Source organism: Streptomyces sp. NPDC050423 (assembly GCF_040655445.1).
GTDB lineage: Bacteria > Actinomycetota > Actinomycetes > Streptomycetales > Streptomycetaceae > Streptomyces.
The window spans coordinates 165899-182747 of the sequence record NZ_JBFAJY010000008.1 but is presented as its reverse complement, the minus strand read 5'-3'; the positions used below and the strand labels follow the sequence as shown (position 1 = coordinate 182747).

Annotated in this window: 11 protein-coding genes and 1 pseudogene; 11 read left to right on the top strand and 1 reads right to left on the bottom strand. The window is 70.0% G+C overall.

All coding sequences use genetic code 11. The annotated features are described in order from the left end of the window. Positions 1-13 precede the first annotated feature (13 nt). Entirely contained in the window at positions 14-1879 is a 1866-nt protein-coding gene (locus AB0I52_RS09200; protein ID WP_363070435.1) for a ricin-type beta-trefoil lectin domain protein, read from the bottom strand. A 290-nt stretch (positions 1880-2169) separates the two neighbouring features. Between AB0I52_RS09200 and AB0I52_RS09195 the strand changes: the two genes are divergently transcribed. The 11 genes and pseudogenes from AB0I52_RS09195 (at position 2170) to AB0I52_RS09145 (ending at position 16756) form a co-directional block, all read left to right on the top strand. Next, the gene (locus tag AB0I52_RS09195) at positions 2170-3144 is read left to right on the top strand and encodes a LacI family DNA-binding transcriptional regulator (RefSeq protein ID WP_363070433.1); all 975 of its coding nucleotides are present in this window, start codon (positions 2170-2172) and stop codon (positions 3142-3144) included. A 149-nt stretch (positions 3145-3293) separates the two neighbouring features. Beyond that, on the top strand, positions 3294-4973 hold the full coding sequence (locus AB0I52_RS09190) for an ABC transporter substrate-binding protein (RefSeq protein ID WP_363070431.1): 1680 nt from the start codon (positions 3294-3296) through the stop codon (positions 4971-4973). A 24-nt stretch (positions 4974-4997) separates the two neighbouring features. Next, entirely contained in the window at positions 4998-6056 is a 1059-nt protein-coding gene (locus AB0I52_RS09185) for an ABC transporter ATP-binding protein (RefSeq protein ID WP_363070429.1), read from the top strand. Beyond that, positions 6053-7033 carry an ABC transporter permease gene (locus AB0I52_RS09180; protein WP_363070427.1) on the top strand — a complete coding sequence of 327 codons (981 nt, stop codon included), beginning with the start codon at positions 6053-6055 and terminating at the stop codon, positions 7031-7033. The genes AB0I52_RS09185 and AB0I52_RS09180 overlap by 4 nt, the downstream gene beginning before the upstream one ends. A gap of 3 nt (positions 7034-7036) precedes the next feature. Continuing rightward, positions 7037-8035, top strand: a complete 999-nt coding sequence (locus AB0I52_RS09175) for an ABC transporter permease (protein ID WP_363070425.1) — start codon at positions 7037-7039, stop codon at positions 8033-8035. Further along, the gene (locus tag AB0I52_RS09170; RefSeq protein WP_363070423.1) at positions 8032-9054 is read left to right on the top strand and encodes an ABC transporter ATP-binding protein; all 1023 of its coding nucleotides are present in this window, start codon (positions 8032-8034) and stop codon (positions 9052-9054) included. The genes AB0I52_RS09175 and AB0I52_RS09170 overlap by 4 nt, the downstream gene beginning before the upstream one ends. Before the next feature lie 283 nt (positions 9055-9337). Further along, positions 9338-10756, top strand: a complete 1419-nt coding sequence (locus tag AB0I52_RS09165; RefSeq protein WP_363070421.1) for a GH1 family beta-glucosidase — start codon at positions 9338-9340, stop codon at positions 10754-10756. Between the two features lie 110 nt (positions 10757-10866). After that, positions 10867-11268, top strand: a pseudogene (locus AB0I52_RS09160) (family 16 glycosylhydrolase); the annotation flags it as partial. A gap of 116 nt (positions 11269-11384) precedes the next feature. Continuing rightward, positions 11385-14462 carry a glycoside hydrolase family 3 N-terminal domain-containing protein gene (locus AB0I52_RS09155; protein WP_363070419.1) on the top strand — a complete coding sequence of 1026 codons (3078 nt, stop codon included), beginning with the start codon at positions 11385-11387 and terminating at the stop codon, positions 14460-14462. 141 nt (positions 14463-14603) lie between these two features. Further along, on the top strand, positions 14604-15989 hold the full coding sequence (locus AB0I52_RS09150; RefSeq protein WP_363070417.1) for a hypothetical protein: 1386 nt from the start codon (positions 14604-14606) through the stop codon (positions 15987-15989). Positions 15990-16159: 170 nt separating this feature from the next. Continuing rightward, positions 16160-16756, top strand: coding sequence for a dihydrofolate reductase family protein (locus tag AB0I52_RS09145; RefSeq protein WP_363070415.1), 597 nt, complete (start codon positions 16160-16162; stop codon positions 16754-16756). Positions 16757-16849 lie beyond the last annotated feature (93 nt).

Sequence of the window (16849 nt, the reverse complement as noted above, 5' to 3'; positions counted from 1 at the left end):
GAGCGCGCCTCGGCTACCCCAGGTGCCACTTCTGGTTGGCCGCTCCCGTGCACGTCCAGATCTGGGTGCGGGCGCCGTTCGCCGTCGACCGGTCGGTGACGTCCAGGCACTTGCCCGAGGCCGGGTTGACGACGTCACCCGTCGCCGCGTCGTACGTCCAGCGCTGTGCCCCGGAACCGTTGCAGGTGTACAGCTGGACCTTCGCTCCGTTCGCCGTCGCGCCGCCCGCGACGTCGAGGCAGGCGCCCAGCGTGCGGACCGAGCCGTCGCCCGGCAGCGTCCAGCGCTGGTTCGCCGCGCCGGTGCAGTCCCAGAGCTGGGCCGGGGTGCCGTCGGCGGCCGTGTTGCCGGTGGCGTCCAGGCACTTGCCGCCCGACGCCAGGGCTCCGGACGTGCCCGCCGAGCCGGACGGGGTGCCGGACCAGGTGAAGGTAGCGGACGTGCGGGCCGGCAGCGAGTAGGTGAACGTGCTGCCGCCCCAGTTGACGGTGATCTGCTGCGCCGAGCCGCCGCCGTTGTACGCGATCAGCGCCTTCGAGCCGTCCGGGTTGCGCCAGGCGACGTTGGGCACGGTGGAGCTGGCCGTGGAGGCGATCCGGGAGGCTCCCGGGCGGACGAACTTGGTCAGGTGGCCCATCGTGTAGTACTCGATGTTGTAGTCGACCTGTCCGCTGCTGCCGTCGCCGTCGTGCACGGTGATCAGCCCGTCGCAGGTGCCGCAGCCGCCGTTGTGCGGGCCGCGGTTCTGGTCCACGGCGAGGGACCACTTGGTCACCGACTTCGCCCAGTTGCGGGTGTAGTCGATGATGTTCAGCATGTCCTCGCGCTGCTGGTCGGCGATCCAGGTGCCGCCCGAGTGCTCGGTCTGGAAGGCGTCCGTCGAGGGGTACTGGTCGTGCACCGCCGTCTGCTTGGCGACGTCACCGCCGTACCCGTGCCAGGCGATTCCGCCGAAGTTGGGGTGGTTGCGCACCTCCGCGTCGTTCACGGTGGCGGCGGCGTACTCGTCGTAGGTGTCCCAGTTCCAGTCGTGCGCCAGTACCTTGGTGGACAGGCCGGCCGACTGGAGTCCGGGCAGCAGCTCGCTCTTGGTGAAGTAGGCGAGCCCGGAGCCGTTCCAGCTCATCGAGGGGTAGCCGGCACAGCAGGTCGGCTCGTTCTGCGCGGTGACGTAGTCGACCGGGACGCCCTGGTCCCGGTAGGCCTGGAGGTACTTCACGAAGTAGTCGGCGTACGTGCCGTAGTTCTCCGCCTTCAGCCAGCCGCCGTTCAGCTGCCCGTTGTCCTTCATCCAGGCCGGAGCCGTCCACGGGGACGCCACCGTCGTCAGGGCCGGGTTCAGTTCCCTGGCCTGCTTGGTGAGCGGGAGCACGTCCTGAAGATCGTGTGCGATCGAGAATTTCCCGAGCGCCGGGTCGGTCTGCCCGGCGGGGAGGTCGTCGTAGGTGTAGCCGGTCCTGGCGAGGTCGGAGCCGCCCATCGGGTTGCGTACGAACGAGAGCCCGATGCCGTCCGTGGGGGAGAACAGCTTCTTCATCGTGGCGTCCCGGGTCGCCTGGCTCAGCGCCCCGCTGCTCTTCATCAGGTACGCGGCGGTGTCGGTGAACGAGGCGCCGCCGCCGGTGAAGGTCTGGTACCGGGTGTTCTCGTCGACGGTGATGTTCGTTCCGCCGCCGCCGTTCCCGGACGTGAAGGCGACCGGGGTCTGGGCCTGGAGGCCCCGGGTGACATGGCGGCCGCCCGAGTCATCGGTGGTGGTCAGGGCGATGTTGACGGTCTCGCCCGCGGCCTGGGCGGTGCCGGACGAGAGCCCGGTGAGACCGGCGGTGGCGAGCGCTGCGGCGAGCAGCACCCGTACGGCTCTTCCTGATCGGATCATGCTCAAGACCTTCCTCGGCGGGAGCGTGGGGAACGTGCCGTCGAACGAGGCGTGAGTGAACTGCTCTTACGTGCTCACGTCAAGAGGGTTCGTGTTCAGAACTTGAACGCACCGGTGTTCCTCGCAGCTCGCCGGATGGGTACGGACCAATCTCGGTGTGAAGTATTGACGGCTCTGTTCCGGCGGGGTTAACTCACGCCACCAACGCCGGTACCGGTTCCGGAACCGGTTGCGGTACCGGTTCCATGACCGGCTGCTCTCTCTGTCCTGTTGTGTCCTGGAGGCCCCCGATGCGTGTCACCATCGCTGATGTCGCCCGCGAGGCCGGCGTCAGCAAGACGACCGTGTCCCGGGTCATCAACACCAAGGGCGAAGTGGACGGTTCAACGGCCGCCCGTGTTCGTGAAGTGATCGCACAGCTCGGTTACGTGCCCAGCTCGGGCGCCGTCGGTCTGGCCCGCGGCAGCAGCCGTACGGTCGGCATGCTGGTGCCCTCGCTGACCTGGCCGTGGATGGGCGAAGTGCTTCAGGGCGTCGTCGACACCGTCGAGGCCGCCGACTACGGGCTGCTGCTCTTCACCTGCAACCGCGGGGCCGAGTCCGTGGAGCGCTTCACCAGCCAGGTGTCGGCGCGGGCCTTCGACGGACTGGTCGTGGTCGAACCCGAGAACACCCTCGACCACCTCACCGCACTGCACCGCGGTGGTCTGCCGATCGTGCTGATCGACGATCGCGGCCACCACCCCGAGTTCCCCTCCGTCGTGACCACCAACCACGAAGGAGGCGCGTCGGCCGCCCGCCATCTGCGGGCTGCCGGCCGCACCAGGCCCCTGGTCATCACCGGCCCCCAGGACTTCGGCTGCGTACGCGACCGGCTTGCCGGATTCGTCTCCGTGCTGCCCACCGATCTCATCGTCCGCGGGGACTTCACCGAGGTCTGCGGCCGGCTGGCCGTGGAGCAACTCATCGCCTCCGGCGTGGAGTTCGACTCGGTCTTCGCACACAACGACATCACGGCGGCAGGCGTGCTGCGGGCGCTGCGCGCCGCGGGACGGTCCGTTCCCGGCGACATCGCGGTGGTCGGCTTCGACGACATCCCGATGGCCGAGCACACCGAACCGCCGCTGACCACCGTGCGCCAGCCCACCCGGCAGATGGGTGAGACGGCCGCACGGATGCTGCTCTCCCACCTCGGCGGCACGCCCGTACCCGACGCACCCCTCGTGCTGCCCACCGAACTGGTCGTGCGCCACTCGGCGCCCTAGCGGCCGGGGCCGGACCGGCCCCACCGCTCCCGTACTCCGTGCAGCAGCCGGCTGCGCGCCCGCACCGCACCCGCACCGCCCGTACCCGGCGCGCCGAGCGCTGCCCGTTCCCGGATCTCCCAGACCCGCCAGTCCCTCCTGGAGTCGCCATGTCCGCACGCCGTCACCACACGCTCAGAGCGGTCGCGCTCGCCACCGCGGTGGTCGCGCTCGCCGCCGGATGCTCGTCAGCCAACTCGAACGCCAACAAGGGCGGCGGCGCCGCGTCAGGAGTCCTGACGCTGGGCAAGCCGGACGGGCCGCAGACGAACAACAGCAACCCGTTCCTCAACACCTCGGCGGGTGCCACCCTCGGTTACCGCTACATGATCTACGAGCCGCTGGCGATGACGAGCCAGATCCGGCCCGCCGACAAGGCCGACCCGTGGCTGGCGACGTCCTGGAAGTGGGAGCTCAACTTCACCAAGGTCACCTTCACCCTCGACGACAAGGCCAAGTGGGCCGACGGCAAGCCGCTGACCGCCCAGGACGTGGCGTTCACCTTCAACCTGCTGAAGAAGCACCCGGCACTCAACGGCAACGGCATCGCCTACGACGGGGTCGAGGTCCAGGGCAAGAAGGTCGTGCTGACCTTCGACGACTCGCAGTACGTCAACCAGAACAAGATCATCCAGCAGTTCATCGTGCCCAAGCACATCTGGGAAGGCGTCAAGGACCCGGAGACCTGGCCCAACCGGACCCCCGTCGGTTCGGGCCCGTACAAGCTGAAGACGTTCACCCCGCAGACCACCACCCTGACCGCCACGCCCACCTACTGGAAGGGCGCGACGAAGGTCAAGGAGCTGCGGTACAGCACGTACAACGACAACAGCGCCGCCACCACCGCCCTGGCCGGCGGCAAGCTCGAGTGGTCGTTCGTCTTCATGCCGAACTACAAGCAGCTGTACATCGCCAAGGACCCCAAGAACCACAAGCTGTGGTTCCCCTCCGGGCTCGGCATCCACGGACTGTGGTTCAACACCGCCCGCAAGCCGTTCGACAACCCGGCGCTGCGCAAGGCCATGGCGATGGTCGTCGACCGCAACGCGATCTACACCCAGGCCGAGGCGACCCTCTACCCGGAGATCACCAACCCGACCGGCATCCCGCTGCCCGCCGGCAAGTCCTTCATCGCACCCGAGTACAAGAACGCCACCACGAAGCCCGATGTCGAGGGCGCCAAGAAGATCCTCGACAAGGCCGGCTTCACGCTCAGCGGCGGAGTGCTGAAGGACCCGAGCGGCAAGCCGGTGAAGCTGACCTTCACCGACCCGGCCGGCTGGAACGACTACATCACCGGCCTCGCGATCATCAAGGACAACATCAAGAAGCTCGGCATCGAGGCCAAGGTCAAGACCCAGACCGCCGAGGCCTGGGGCGCGGACGTCGCCAACGGCAACTTCGACGCCACCCTGCACTGGACCAACAGCGGCGCCACCCCGTACGACATGTACCAGAACATCATGGACGGCGCGCTGCTCCAGCCCATCGGCAAGGCCTCCCAGCTCGGCAACTTCGGCCGCTTCAAGAACACCGAGGCCACCGAGGCGCTCAAGGACTTCGCCAACGCCACGACCGACACCACCCGCATCACCGCGATGAACACCCTGCAGAAGATCATGGTCGAGCAGGCGCCGATGATCCCCACCGCCGCCGCCCCCATCGGGGCCGAGTACTCCACCAAGAACTGGGTGGGCTGGCCCACCGAGGCCGACCCGTACGCCGACCCGCAGCACACCCAGCCCTCGTCGCTGGAAGTCGTGCTGAAGCTCAAGCCGTCGAAGAAGTAGGACCCAGGGATCCAGGTACCGGCCATGTCTGAACAGCTCGAAAAGAACCACGTCGTGCTCGAAGCACGCGGAGTCACCAAACACTTCGCCGTGCGGCGCACCGGCCGCGATCTCCTCGCGGGCAAGCGCCGCAGCGTCCACGCCGTCGACGACGTCTCGCTGAAACTGCGGCGCGGCACCGTCACGGCGCTGGTGGGGGAGTCGGGCTCCGGGAAGTCCACCGTCGCCAGACTGCTCGCCCAGCTGTATCCGCTCACCGAGGGCGAGATCCACCTGGGCGGCCAGCCGGTGAAGGCCGGACGTGGCCGGTCCTTCCGCAGTTACGTACGCCGGGTCCAGCTCATCTTCCAGGACCCGTTCGCCTCGCTGAACCCGGTGCACACCGTGCGCTACCACCTCACCCGGGCCCTGAAGATCCACGGCCGGGCGGGGAACGGCGAGGCGGAACTGGAACAGAACCTGACCGCTCTGCTGAACCGCGTCCAGCTGACTCCTCCTCATCAGTACCTGGACAAGTTCCCGCACGAGCTGTCGGGAGGTCAGCGCCAGCGCGTGGCCATCGCCCGCGCGCTCGGCGCCGACCCCCAGGTCCTCCTGGCCGACGAGCCCGTCTCGATGCTGGACGTCTCGATCCGGCTCGGGGTGCTCAACCTGCTCAAGGACCTCAAGGACCGCATGCACCTCGCGATCCTCTACATCACCCACGACATCGCCTCCGCCCGCTACTTCGCGGACTCCACGCTGGTGATGTACGCGGGCCGGATCGTGGAGGGCGGTGACAGCGAGACCGTCACCCAGCGCCCCGCACACCCCTACACCCAGCTGCTGATCGCCTCGGCGCCCGACCCGGACCGAGTGGTCGCCGAGGAGGAGCAGGAGGAGACCGGCAGCGGCGAGCCCCCCTCGCTCATCGCGCCACCGGCCGGCTGCCGCTTCCACCCGCGCTGCCCCAAGGCGATGGAGCGCTGCCGCTCCGAACTGCCGCCGCGCTTCGACCTGGCCGACGGCCAGTGGGCGGCCTGCTGGCTGTACGCCGACGGAGCCGGCCGCGACGGTGACCACGAGAAGGAGGCCGCGAAGTGAAGTACCTGCTCCAGAGGCTCGCCTTCTACCTGGTCACCGCCTGGGCCGCGATCACGATCAACTTCCTCATCCCGCGGCTGATGCCCGGCGACCCGGTGCAGGCCCTCATCGCCCGCTTCCAGGGACAGCTGGACACCAGCGCCATCGCCTCCCTCAAGGCCCTCTTCGGCCTGGACAAGCACCAGTCGCTCTGGCAGCAGTACACCTCCTACTGGGGTCATCTGCTCGACGGCGACCTCGGCCTGTCCTTCACCTTCTTCCCCACACCGGTGAGCGAGGTGATCGCCCAGTCGCTGCCGTGGACGCTCGCCCTCGTCGGCATCACCACGCTGATCAGCTTCGTCCTCGGCACCGGGATCGGCGTCTTCACCGGCTGGCGGCGCGGCTCCTGGATGGACAGCCTGCTGCCCGTCACCACCTTCATCTCCGCGATCCCGTACTTCTGGCTCGGCCTCATCGCCATCTCGCTGTTCGCCGTGAAGTGGCCGTTCTTCCCGGCCGCCGGCGGCTACGACAACTCGCTCGTGCCCGCCTTCGACTGGCCGTTCATCTCCAGCGCGCTCTACCACGGGGTGCTGCCCGGCCTCACCATCGTGCTCAGCGCGGTCGCCGGCTGGATCCTCGGCATGCGCAACATGATGGTGACGGTCTCCTCCGAGGACTACGTCATGGTCGCCCAGGCCAAGGGGCTCTCCGAGCGCCGGGTGATGTTCGGGTACGCGGCCCGCAACGCGATCCTGCCCAACATCTCCGGCTTCGCGCTCTCGCTCGGCTTCATCGTCGGCGGCACCCTGCTCGTGGAGATGGTCTTCTCCTACCCGGGCATCGGATACCAGCTCTTCCAGGGCGTGGGAGCCAAGGACTACCCCCTGATGCAGGGCGTCTTCCTGATCATCACGCTCTCCGTCCTCGCCGCGAACCTCCTCGCCGACGTGCTCTACATGATCCTCGACCCCCGTACCCGAAGGGAGGCCTAGGACATGGCCGTCACCGCCACAGAGGTCGCTGTACTCGACGCGACAGAGACCCCGGCGCCCAGCAAGCGCAGGTTCCGGTTCCTGCGCGGACGCAAGACCGTCATCGGACTCGGCATCCTGCTCTTCTTCGTGCTGATCGCCGTCATCGGCCCGTGGATCGCCCCGTACGACCCGGACACCATGGGCAAGGAACTGCTCCAGCCGCCCTCCGGGGCCCACTGGTTCGGCACCACCCAGACCGGTCAGGACGTCCTCTCGCAGATCCTCGTCGGCACCCGGGGCGTGCTGGTCGTCGGATTCACCGCCGGCATCCTCGCCACGATCCTGTCCGTGCTGATCGGCGTCAGCGCCGGCTTCCTCGGCGGCACCACCGACGAGGTGCTCTCGCTGCTCTCCAACGTCTTCCTCGTCATCCCCGGACTGCCGCTGATCATCATCATCGCCAGCTTCGTCTCCGACGCGGGCGACCTGCTCATCGCGACCGTCATCGCCCTGACCTCCTGGGCCTGGGGCGCCCGCGTGCTGCGCGCCCAGACGCTCTCGCTGCGCCGCCGGGACTACATCGAGGCGGCCCGCGCCACCGGCGAGTCGACCTGGCGGATCATCCTGTTCGAGGTGATGCCCAACCTGACCGCCGTCATCGCCTCCGGCTTCGTCGGCACGGTCATCTTCGCCATCCTCTCCGAGATCACCCTCGCCTTCATCGGCGTCGCCGACATCTCCAACTGGAACTGGGGGACCGTCCTGTTCTGGGCGCAGTCCAACCAGGCCCTGGCCCAGGGCGCGTGGTGGTGGTTCGTCCCGGCCGGGCTCTGCATCGCCCTGCTCGGCATGTCCCTCGCCCTCATCAACTTCGGCATCGACGAATTCGTCAACCCGCGCCTGCGCACCGAGACCGGCGGCTCCCGCAAGGTCCGGATGCGGGTCGGCTTCACCCCCGTGGCTCGCGGTACGGACAAGGCCGCGGCGCGCGGCAGGCACGACAAGGAGACCCGCTCATGAGCGAGCCCGTCCTCACCATCAGCGGCCTCAACGTCGACTACGGGACCGGCGACGACGCCGTGCACGCGCTGCGCGACATCGACCTCACCCTGCACCGGGGCGAAGTCCTCGGCCTCGCCGGCGAGTCGGGCTCCGGCAAGTCCACCCTGGCGTACGCCGTCACCCGGCTGCTCTCCCCGCCCGGCGTGATCACCGGCGGCGAGGTCCGCTACCACCAGCGCGACGGCCAGACGCTCGACCTGCTGACCCTGTCGGCGCCCGAACTCCGGGCCTTCCGCTGGCAGGAGCTGTCGATCGTGTTCCAGGGCGCGATGAACTCCCTCAACCCGGTCCACACGGTCCACAGCCAGCTCACCGACGTACTCCAGGCCCACCGCCCGGAGATGAAGCGGGCGGCACGCACCGCACGCGCCGAGGAACTGCTGAAACTCGTCGGGATCTCCGCCGACCGGCTCGGGGCCTACCCGCACCAGCTCTCCGGCGGAATGCGCCAGCGCGTGATGATCGCGATGGCACTCGCGCTGGAACCCGAGATCGTCATCATGGACGAGCCCACGACGGCCCTCGACGTCGTCATGCAGCGCCAGATCCTGCGCCAGCTGGTCAAGCTCCGTGAGGAGCTCGGCTTCTCGGTCGTCTTCATCACGCACGACATCTCGCTCCTGATCGAGTTCTCCGACCGGATCGCGATCATGTACGGCGGCCGGATCGTCGAGGAGGCCGGCTCCTCCGACATCTACCGCGACCCCCGCCACCCCTACAGCGACGGACTGCTGCACTCCTTCCCCGCACTGCACGGCCCCCGCCGCGAACTCAGCGGCATCCCGGGCTCGCCCCCGCACCTGTCCGCGATGCCCGCCGGCTGCGCCTTCCACCCCCGCTGCGCCAAGAAGGTCGAGGGCTGCGACACCCACGTCCCGGTGCTCGCCGCGCCGGACGGCGACAGCTCCCGCTCGGTGGCCTGCTGGCTCCACCGGGAGGCCCCGGCCGCAGCCACCGTCCCGGCCGCCCGGTCCTAGGCCGTGTCGTCAAACTGCCGCCTGCCGCGCGGCGTCTGGCACGCACTCCCCCAAGCTCTCGGCTTCGCTCGAGCAGGGAGGGGCCCCCTCCCGCGTTACCGGAATGCCCTTGTAGCTCCTTCCCCGAGCTCTCAACTGCGTTCGAGCAGGGGAGACCCCGTCCGAGTCCATCCCGGTGCCTTGCGATCGCACGCACCAGACGCCCCGCGGCCGCCCTTCGGGCGACGACGGCAGTCTGACGACACGGCCTGGCGCACTACGCCACGCACACCACAGGAGAACCATGAACCTCGTCACCCCCCAGGCCTACGCCCGCGAGATCACCGCCCAGGCCGTGTCCGGTCTGCCCGCTGACTTCCGCTGGGGCGTCGCCACAGCCGCCTACCAGATCGAGGGAGCGGCGGCCGAGGACGGCAGAACGCCCTCGATCTGGGACACGTACTGCAGGGTGCCGGGCATGGTCGTCCGCGGCGAGAACGGCGACGTGGCCTGTGACCACTACCACCGGATGCCCGAGGACGTCTCGCTGATCGCCGGCCTGGGCGTCGACACGTACCGCTTCTCGCTGGCCTGGCCGCGCATCCAGCCCGGCGGCCGGGGCCCCGCCAACGCGAAGGGCCTGGACTTCTACAAGCGCCTGGTCGACGAGCTGGACGCCAAGGGCGTCACCCCCTGGGTCACCCTCTACCACTGGGACCTGCCGCAGGAGCTGGAGGACGCGGGCGGCTGGCCGGCCCGTGACACCGCCTACCGGTTCGCCGAGTACGCCGCCCTCGCCTACGACGCCCTGGGCGACCGGGTGAAGCACTGGACCACGCTGAACGAGCCGTGGTGCTCGGCGATGCTCGGTTACGCGTACGGCAACCAGGCCCCCGGCCGGCAGAACTTCGGCGAGGCGATCCACGCCGTCCACCACCTGCTGCTGGGCCACGGCCTCGCCTCGCAGCACCTGCGGGAACAGGCCGCCGCACGCGGCAACGAACTCGAACTCGGCCTCACCCTCAACCTGGGCACCGCCACCCCCGAGACGGACAGCCATGAGGACGCCGAGGCCGCCCGCCGCGCCGACGGACTCGGCTGCCGCCTCTACCTCGACCCGGTCGTCAAGGGCGCCTACCCCGAGGACATCGTCACCGACCTCGCCGCGCAGGGCGTCGAACTCCCCGTCCAGGACGGTGACCTGGCGGTCATCGCCACCCCGCTGGACGTCCTCGGCGTCAACTTCTACCGCGGCTCCCTCTTCTCCGGCGTGACCGAGGAAGGCGCGACGACGGATGCCGAAGGACTGCCCGTGACCCGCGTCGTCGAGCGCGATCTGCCCCGCACCGCGATGGACTGGGAGATCACCCCCACCGCCCTCACCGACCTGCTCGTCCGTCTGGAGAAGGACTACGGACTCCCGACGGTCATCACCGAGAACGGCGCCGCCTTCGACGACACCGTCTCCGCGGACGGCGAGATCCACGACGCCGACCGCACCACCTATCTCGCCGACCACATCGCCGCCGTCGCCGCCGCCCGCGCCCAAGGGGCCGACGTCCGGGGCTACTTCGCCTGGTCGCTGATGGACAACTTCGAGTGGTCCTACGGCTACGACAAGCGATTCGGCATCGTCCGCGTCGACTACGACACGCAGGTGCGGACGCTCAAGGACAGCGCCAAGTGGTACCGCGACACCATCCACCACACCCGCAACGCGTAGCCGCGCCCGCGCGCAGTCGCGCAGCCCCATTGATACGAACGGGAGCCCCACCGTGCCCTCTCGTACGACTCTGGCAGCCACCACCGCCGCGCTGTTGACCCTCGCCGCCGGAGAACATCGGCTACGGGGACTGGACCAGCTCCGCGCTGCACGGACCCGGCTACTCCGCCGACGGCAACATCGGGAAGCAGCAGACCTACCCGGACGGCGGCCGCGCCGACGCGTGGCACACCTACGGCGTCGAGTGGACGGCCGAAGGTATGACGTTCACCGTCGACGACCGGGTCGTCCAGCGGACCTCCCGCCAGAAGCTGGAGTCCACCCGCGGCCAGTGGGTCTACGACCACAACCAGTACGTGATCCTCAACCTGGCGCTCGGCGGCGCCTACCCCGCCGGCTGGAACCAGGTCACCGAGCCGTACTGGGGCCTGCCGCAGTCCAGCGTCGACCGGATCGCCCAGGGCGGCATCAAGGCCGAGATCGACTGGGTCAAGGTCGAGCAGAAGAAGTAAGAGAACAGAAGAAGCAGCAACCCAGCACAAGCAGCAAGGCCCCGGTCCTACCCGCACCCGGCGCGCGGCACAGCACCCGCTGTGCCGCGCGCGGCACCGTACGAAGGAGCGCACCCATGCCACCACGCACCCGCCACCGGTCGAGACCCACGACGGCCGCCCTCGCCGCCGCCACCGTCCTGGCCGGCCTGCTCGCCGGGGCCGCACCCAGCGCGGCCGCACCCGCCGCCGACGATCCCGCACCCGTCGCCATCGACCGGTTCGAGGGCGAGGTCCCGTTCGCGAACCAGCCCGCCGAGGGGATCTTCACCTGGGGCGGCGACGCCGACGACCCGCCGACCCTGGCGATCAAGGAGCGCGCGGACGCCCCCGAGGGCGCCAAGGTCCTCGAAGGCACCTACGACATCAGCGGCTACGGCGGACTCAGCCACGACTACGCCGCCGACCGGCCCGCCCACGACTGGTCCGCGCACAAGGGCATCCGCTTCTGGTGGTACGGGCAGAACACCGCGCCCCTGCCCCCCGGTTCGGGCAAGAGGATCAGCTTCGAGATCAAGGACGGCGGCGCCGACGGCGAGGCGTCCGAGCTGTGGACCACCTCCTTCACCGACGACTGGGAGGGCTGGCACCAGGTCGAGATCCCCTTCGCCGACTTCACCTACCGGGCCGACTACCAGCCCGTCGGCGGCATCGACCAGATCCTCGGCCTCGATGAGATGTGGGGCTACGCCCTCACCCTGCCGACCGGCGCCCCCGGCTCGTTCGCCATGGACGGCGTGGAGCTGTACGGAAAGGCCGACCCGGCCCTGAAGGCGAGCGTCACCGCCGACGCGGCCGTGCACCCGGTCAAGCAGGGCGGCACCGCCGGCATCGACCTCTCCGTCGTCACCACCGGTTCGGCACCGCTGGAGGAGCCCGTCACCGTCGAGTACGAGACCAAGGGCGGCAGCGCGGCGTCCGGCACCGACTACACCCCGGTCAGCGGCACCTACACCTTCCCCGCCGGCACCGCGTCCGGCACCTCGCACCGGGTCTCCGTCGCGACGAGGAAGACATCGGGAGCGGCCTCGGCCAAGACGATCCCGCTCGAACTCACCGTCACCGGCGCCAAGCCGCCGAAGGAGAACCCGCAGGTCGTCATCGACGCCCACGGGCTGCCCTACCAGGACGCCAAGCTGCCGGTGAAGAAGCGGGTCGCCGACCTGCTCGCCCGGATGTCGCCCGCCGAGAAGGCCGGCCAGATGACCCAGGCCGAGCGCAACGCGCTCACCTCGCAGGGCGACATCGCGGGCTACGACCTCGGCTCGCTGCTCTCCGGCGGCGGCTCGGTCCCCACGCCCAACACCCCCGAGGCGTGGGCCAAGACGGTGGACTCCTACCAGCTGCGCGCCCGGGCGACCCGCTTCCAGATCCCGCTGATCTACGGCGTGGACGCGGTGCACGGCCACAACAACGTCGTCGGCTCGACGATCATGCCGCACAACGTCGGCCTCGGCGCCACCCGTGACCCGAAGACGGTCGAGCAGACCGGCGCCGTCACCGCGAGCGAGGTCCGCGCCACCGGCATCCCGTGGGACTTCGCGCCCTGCCTCTGCGTCTCGCGCGACGAACGCTGGGGCCGCTCCTACGAGTCGTACGGCGAGGACCCGGCTCTCGTCGAGTCGCTGGAGACGGTGATCCAGGGCATGCAGGGCGCCGCGTCCGGCAAGGACCTGGCCCGGAGCGACAAGGTACTGGCCACCGCCAAGCACTTCGTCGGCGACGGCGGTACGGAGTACGGTTCCTCCACCACCGGCTCGTACCCCATCGACCAGGGCGTCACCAAGGTCACCCGACAGGAGCTCGAAGCCGTCCACCTCGCCCCGTTCGGCGAGGCCGTCAAGCGCGGCATCGGCACGGTCATGCCCTCGTACTCCTCGCTCGACATCATCGGGGACGGCAAGGGCCCGGTGAAGATGCACGCCGACGCCGAGATGATCAACGGTGTGCTGAAGGACCGGATGGGCTTCGAGGGCTTCGTCATCAGCGACTGGCAGGCGATCGACCAGATCCCCGGCGACTACGCGAGCGACGTCCGCACCTCCATCAACGCCGGACTGGACATGATCATGGTGCCGACCGCGTACAAGGAGTTCACCAGGACGCTCCAGGACGAGGTCACCGCGGGCCGTATCCCGCAGGCCCGGATCGACGACGCGGTCTCCCGCATCCTGACCCAGAAGTTCCGGCTGGGTCTGTTCGAGAAGCCGTACGCCGACACGGGCAACCTCGGCAAGGTCGGTTCGGCCGGGCACCGCGCCGTGGCCCGCGAGGCCGCCGCCAAGTCCCAGGTGCTGCTGAAGAACGACGGCGGCGTGCTGCCGCTGAAGTCCTCGCAGAAGGTGTACGTCGCCGGGTCCAACGCCGATGACATCGGCAACCAGGCCGGCGGCTGGACCGTCAGCTGGCAGGGCTCGTCCGGCGACATCACCCCGGGCACCACGATCCTGTCGGCCATGAAGAAGGACGCCGCCTCGGTCATGTACTCCAAGGACGCCTCGGCCGCCACGGACGGCTACGACGTCGGCGTCGTGGTCGTCGGGGAGACCCCGTACGCGGAGGGTGTCGGTGACGTCGGCAACGGCCACGGCCTGGAGCTGTCCGCCGCCGACAAGGCGGCGGTCGACAAGGTCTGCGCCGCGATGAAGTGCGCCGTGCTGATCGTCTCGGGCCGCCCGCAGCTCATCGGTGACCGGCTCGACGGCATCGACGCGCTGGTGGCCTCCTGGCTGCCGGGCACCGAGGGCGACGGCGTGGCCGACGTGCTCTACGGAAAGCGGGCCTTCACCGGACAACTGCCGGTCACCTGGCCGAAGTCGGAGGCGCAGCTGCCGATCAACGTCGGGGACGCGGCGTACGACCCGCAGTTCCCCTACGGCTGGGGCCTGACCACACTGAGGAAGCCCCCGGCCGGCGGCGAGCTGACGCTCACCGCGCTCGCCGTGGCGGCCCAGGTCGCCGAGCGGACCGGCCTCGGCCGGACGGAGGTGGGCCGCACCATCGTCGGCCAGGCGCGGCTGCTGGTCCAGCAGAAGACCGGCGGCAAACTGGGCGAAGCGGTGTCCAAGCCGTTCGCGGACGCCGACCACCTGCTGCTGACCGGTGATCTGACCGGCGCGGTGGCCAAGCTGAGGGCGGCCTACCGGGCCGCCTGAGACCCCGGGGCGGGCGGCGCACAAGCTCCGCCCGTCCCCGGACTCCCGCCCGGAAGACCCGGGACATGACAAGCCCGAGGCCCTGGCCCCCGGCCCTGGTCCCGGCACGCGCGTGTCGGCCGGGTGGGTTACGTTCGAGATATGCGGAACAGACCGTTCCCGGCCCTCCTGCTCCCGGCGCTACCGGCAGGACTGCTGCTGATCCTGTCGGCGGCCGCCCTGGTGCTGGCGCCCGCCGCGCCCGCTGCGACGAGCGCCTCCACCGTCAATGACGTGGCGCAGGCGCTGCGCAGGAGCCCGGTGTACGTCGATCCCGCCGCGGCCGGGCAGCTCTCCCGGAGCCAGGCCGCCGCCCTGACGAAGAAGATCAAGGACGCCGACAAGCCGGTGTTCGTGGCCGTGCTGCCGCAGAATTCCGCCTTCCCCGCGCAGAGCGTGCTCAGAACGCTGCGCACCGACACCGGGATCACCGGCGTCTACGCGATACGCCTCGGCAACGGCTTCAACGCGGGCGCCGACCCGCAGGTGATGTCCGGGCAGGCGGTCCGGAATCTCACCGCTGCCGTGAAGGCCCCGGGCGCGGGCCCCGGCGCCGCGATCCAGCTGAACGCCTTCGTCGACCGCGCCGTCGAACAGGCCCGCGGCCACGCTCCCGCCTCCTGGGGCGGCTCCTCGTCCGGCCAGGGCTCGTCCACCGCCGGGCTGATCGCGATCGGTGCGGTGGTGGTCGTCGGCGGTGCGGGGGCCTACACGATCGTGCGCCGCAACCGCGGGCGCAAGGAGGCCGAGGAACAGGCCGCGCTCGACAAGCTCCGGGTCGTCGTGGACGAGGACATCACGGAGTACGGGGAGACACTGGACCGGCTCGACTTCCATCCGGCGGAGGCGGGCGCCGACGACTCGATGCGCGCGGATTACGAACGCGCCCTCGACTCCTACGAGAGCGCGAAATCGCGTATGGAGCACGCCCGGCACCCCTCCGACGTGCGCGGGGTGACCCAGGCACTGGAGGACGGGCGCTTCTCGCTCGCCGTCCTGGAGGCCCGGCGCACCGGCGGCGAACTGCCCGCGCGCCGCCCGCCCTGCTTCTTCGACCCGCGCCACGGCCCGTCGGTGGCCGACGTCCGCTGGACCCCGTCGGGCGGTACGGCACGCGAGGTCCCGGTCTGCGGCGCCGACGAGATCCGGCTGCGCGACGGCGAGGACCCGATGAGCCGCACCGTCGACATGGGCGACGGCAGCCGCCGCCCCTACTGGGAGGCGGGCCCGGCCTACGGCCCCTGGGCGGGCGGCTACTTCGGCGGCGGCCTGCTCCCCGGCCTGCTGGTCGGCACCATGCTCGGCTCGATGCTGTCCACCCCGGCGTACGCGGCGGAGTACGGCGGCGGTGACTTCGGCGCGGGCGGCGACTTCGGCGGTGGCGACTTCTCCGGCTCCGACTTCGACTCCTCGGGCTTCGGAGGCGGCGGTTTCGGTGACGGCGGCGGTTTCGGCGGCGGCGGGGACTTCGGGGGCGGCGGGTTCTAGGTCGTGTCCGCGAAGTCACCTCGTACGCCCGGCGCGCGTGCGTGCCAGGCATCGCGTGCCGGACGGGACCATGCGGACACGGCCCAGGGCCGTCCGGCAACGATGAGTTCCGGAGGGAGTGGCAGTCTCTCTTCCTGTACGTCTGATCCGCAGCCCGAGGAGCGAGTGACATGCGCATCATCATCAGCGAGTTCATCAGCCTGGACGGCGTCGTGCAGGCGCCGGGCGGTGCCGAGGAGGACAGGGACGGCGGCTTCGCGCACGGCGGCTGGTCGCACCCGTTCTTCGACGCGGAGGTGGTGGGTGCCTCCTTCAGCGAATCGGTGGGCACGGCCGGGGCCCTGCTGTTCGGCCGCCGCACCTGGCAGACGATGGCCGCGGCATGGCCCGAGCGCGCGGGTGACCCGTTCGCCGACCGGATGAACGCCCTCCCGAAGTACGTCGTCACCGACACCCTGGGCGACGGTGACCTGACGTGGAGCAACACCGAGCGCATTCCCGGCGAGAAGTTCACCGCCCGCATCCAGGAGCTGCGCGAGACGGGCGACGGCGACCTGCTGGTCATGGGAAGCCCCACGCTCGTGCGCGGCCTGCTGAGCGAGGGCCTGGTCGACGAGCTCCGGCTCGTGATCATGCCGCTGCTGCTGGGCGGCGGAAAGTCGATCTTCCCCGAGGACGGCGGACTGCGCACGCTCGAACTGGTCTCGGCCGTCACCAGCGGTGCGGGCGTTCAGGTGTGCACCTATCGTCCGGCGGCCAAGGGGTAGTGACGGCCCGCGGCCGCCGTCGCGCCGGGCGGTGATCGCCGACGCGTGGTGCGTTTCGCCAGTGGGTGGCGGCTGGACACCCCGGTGGTCCTC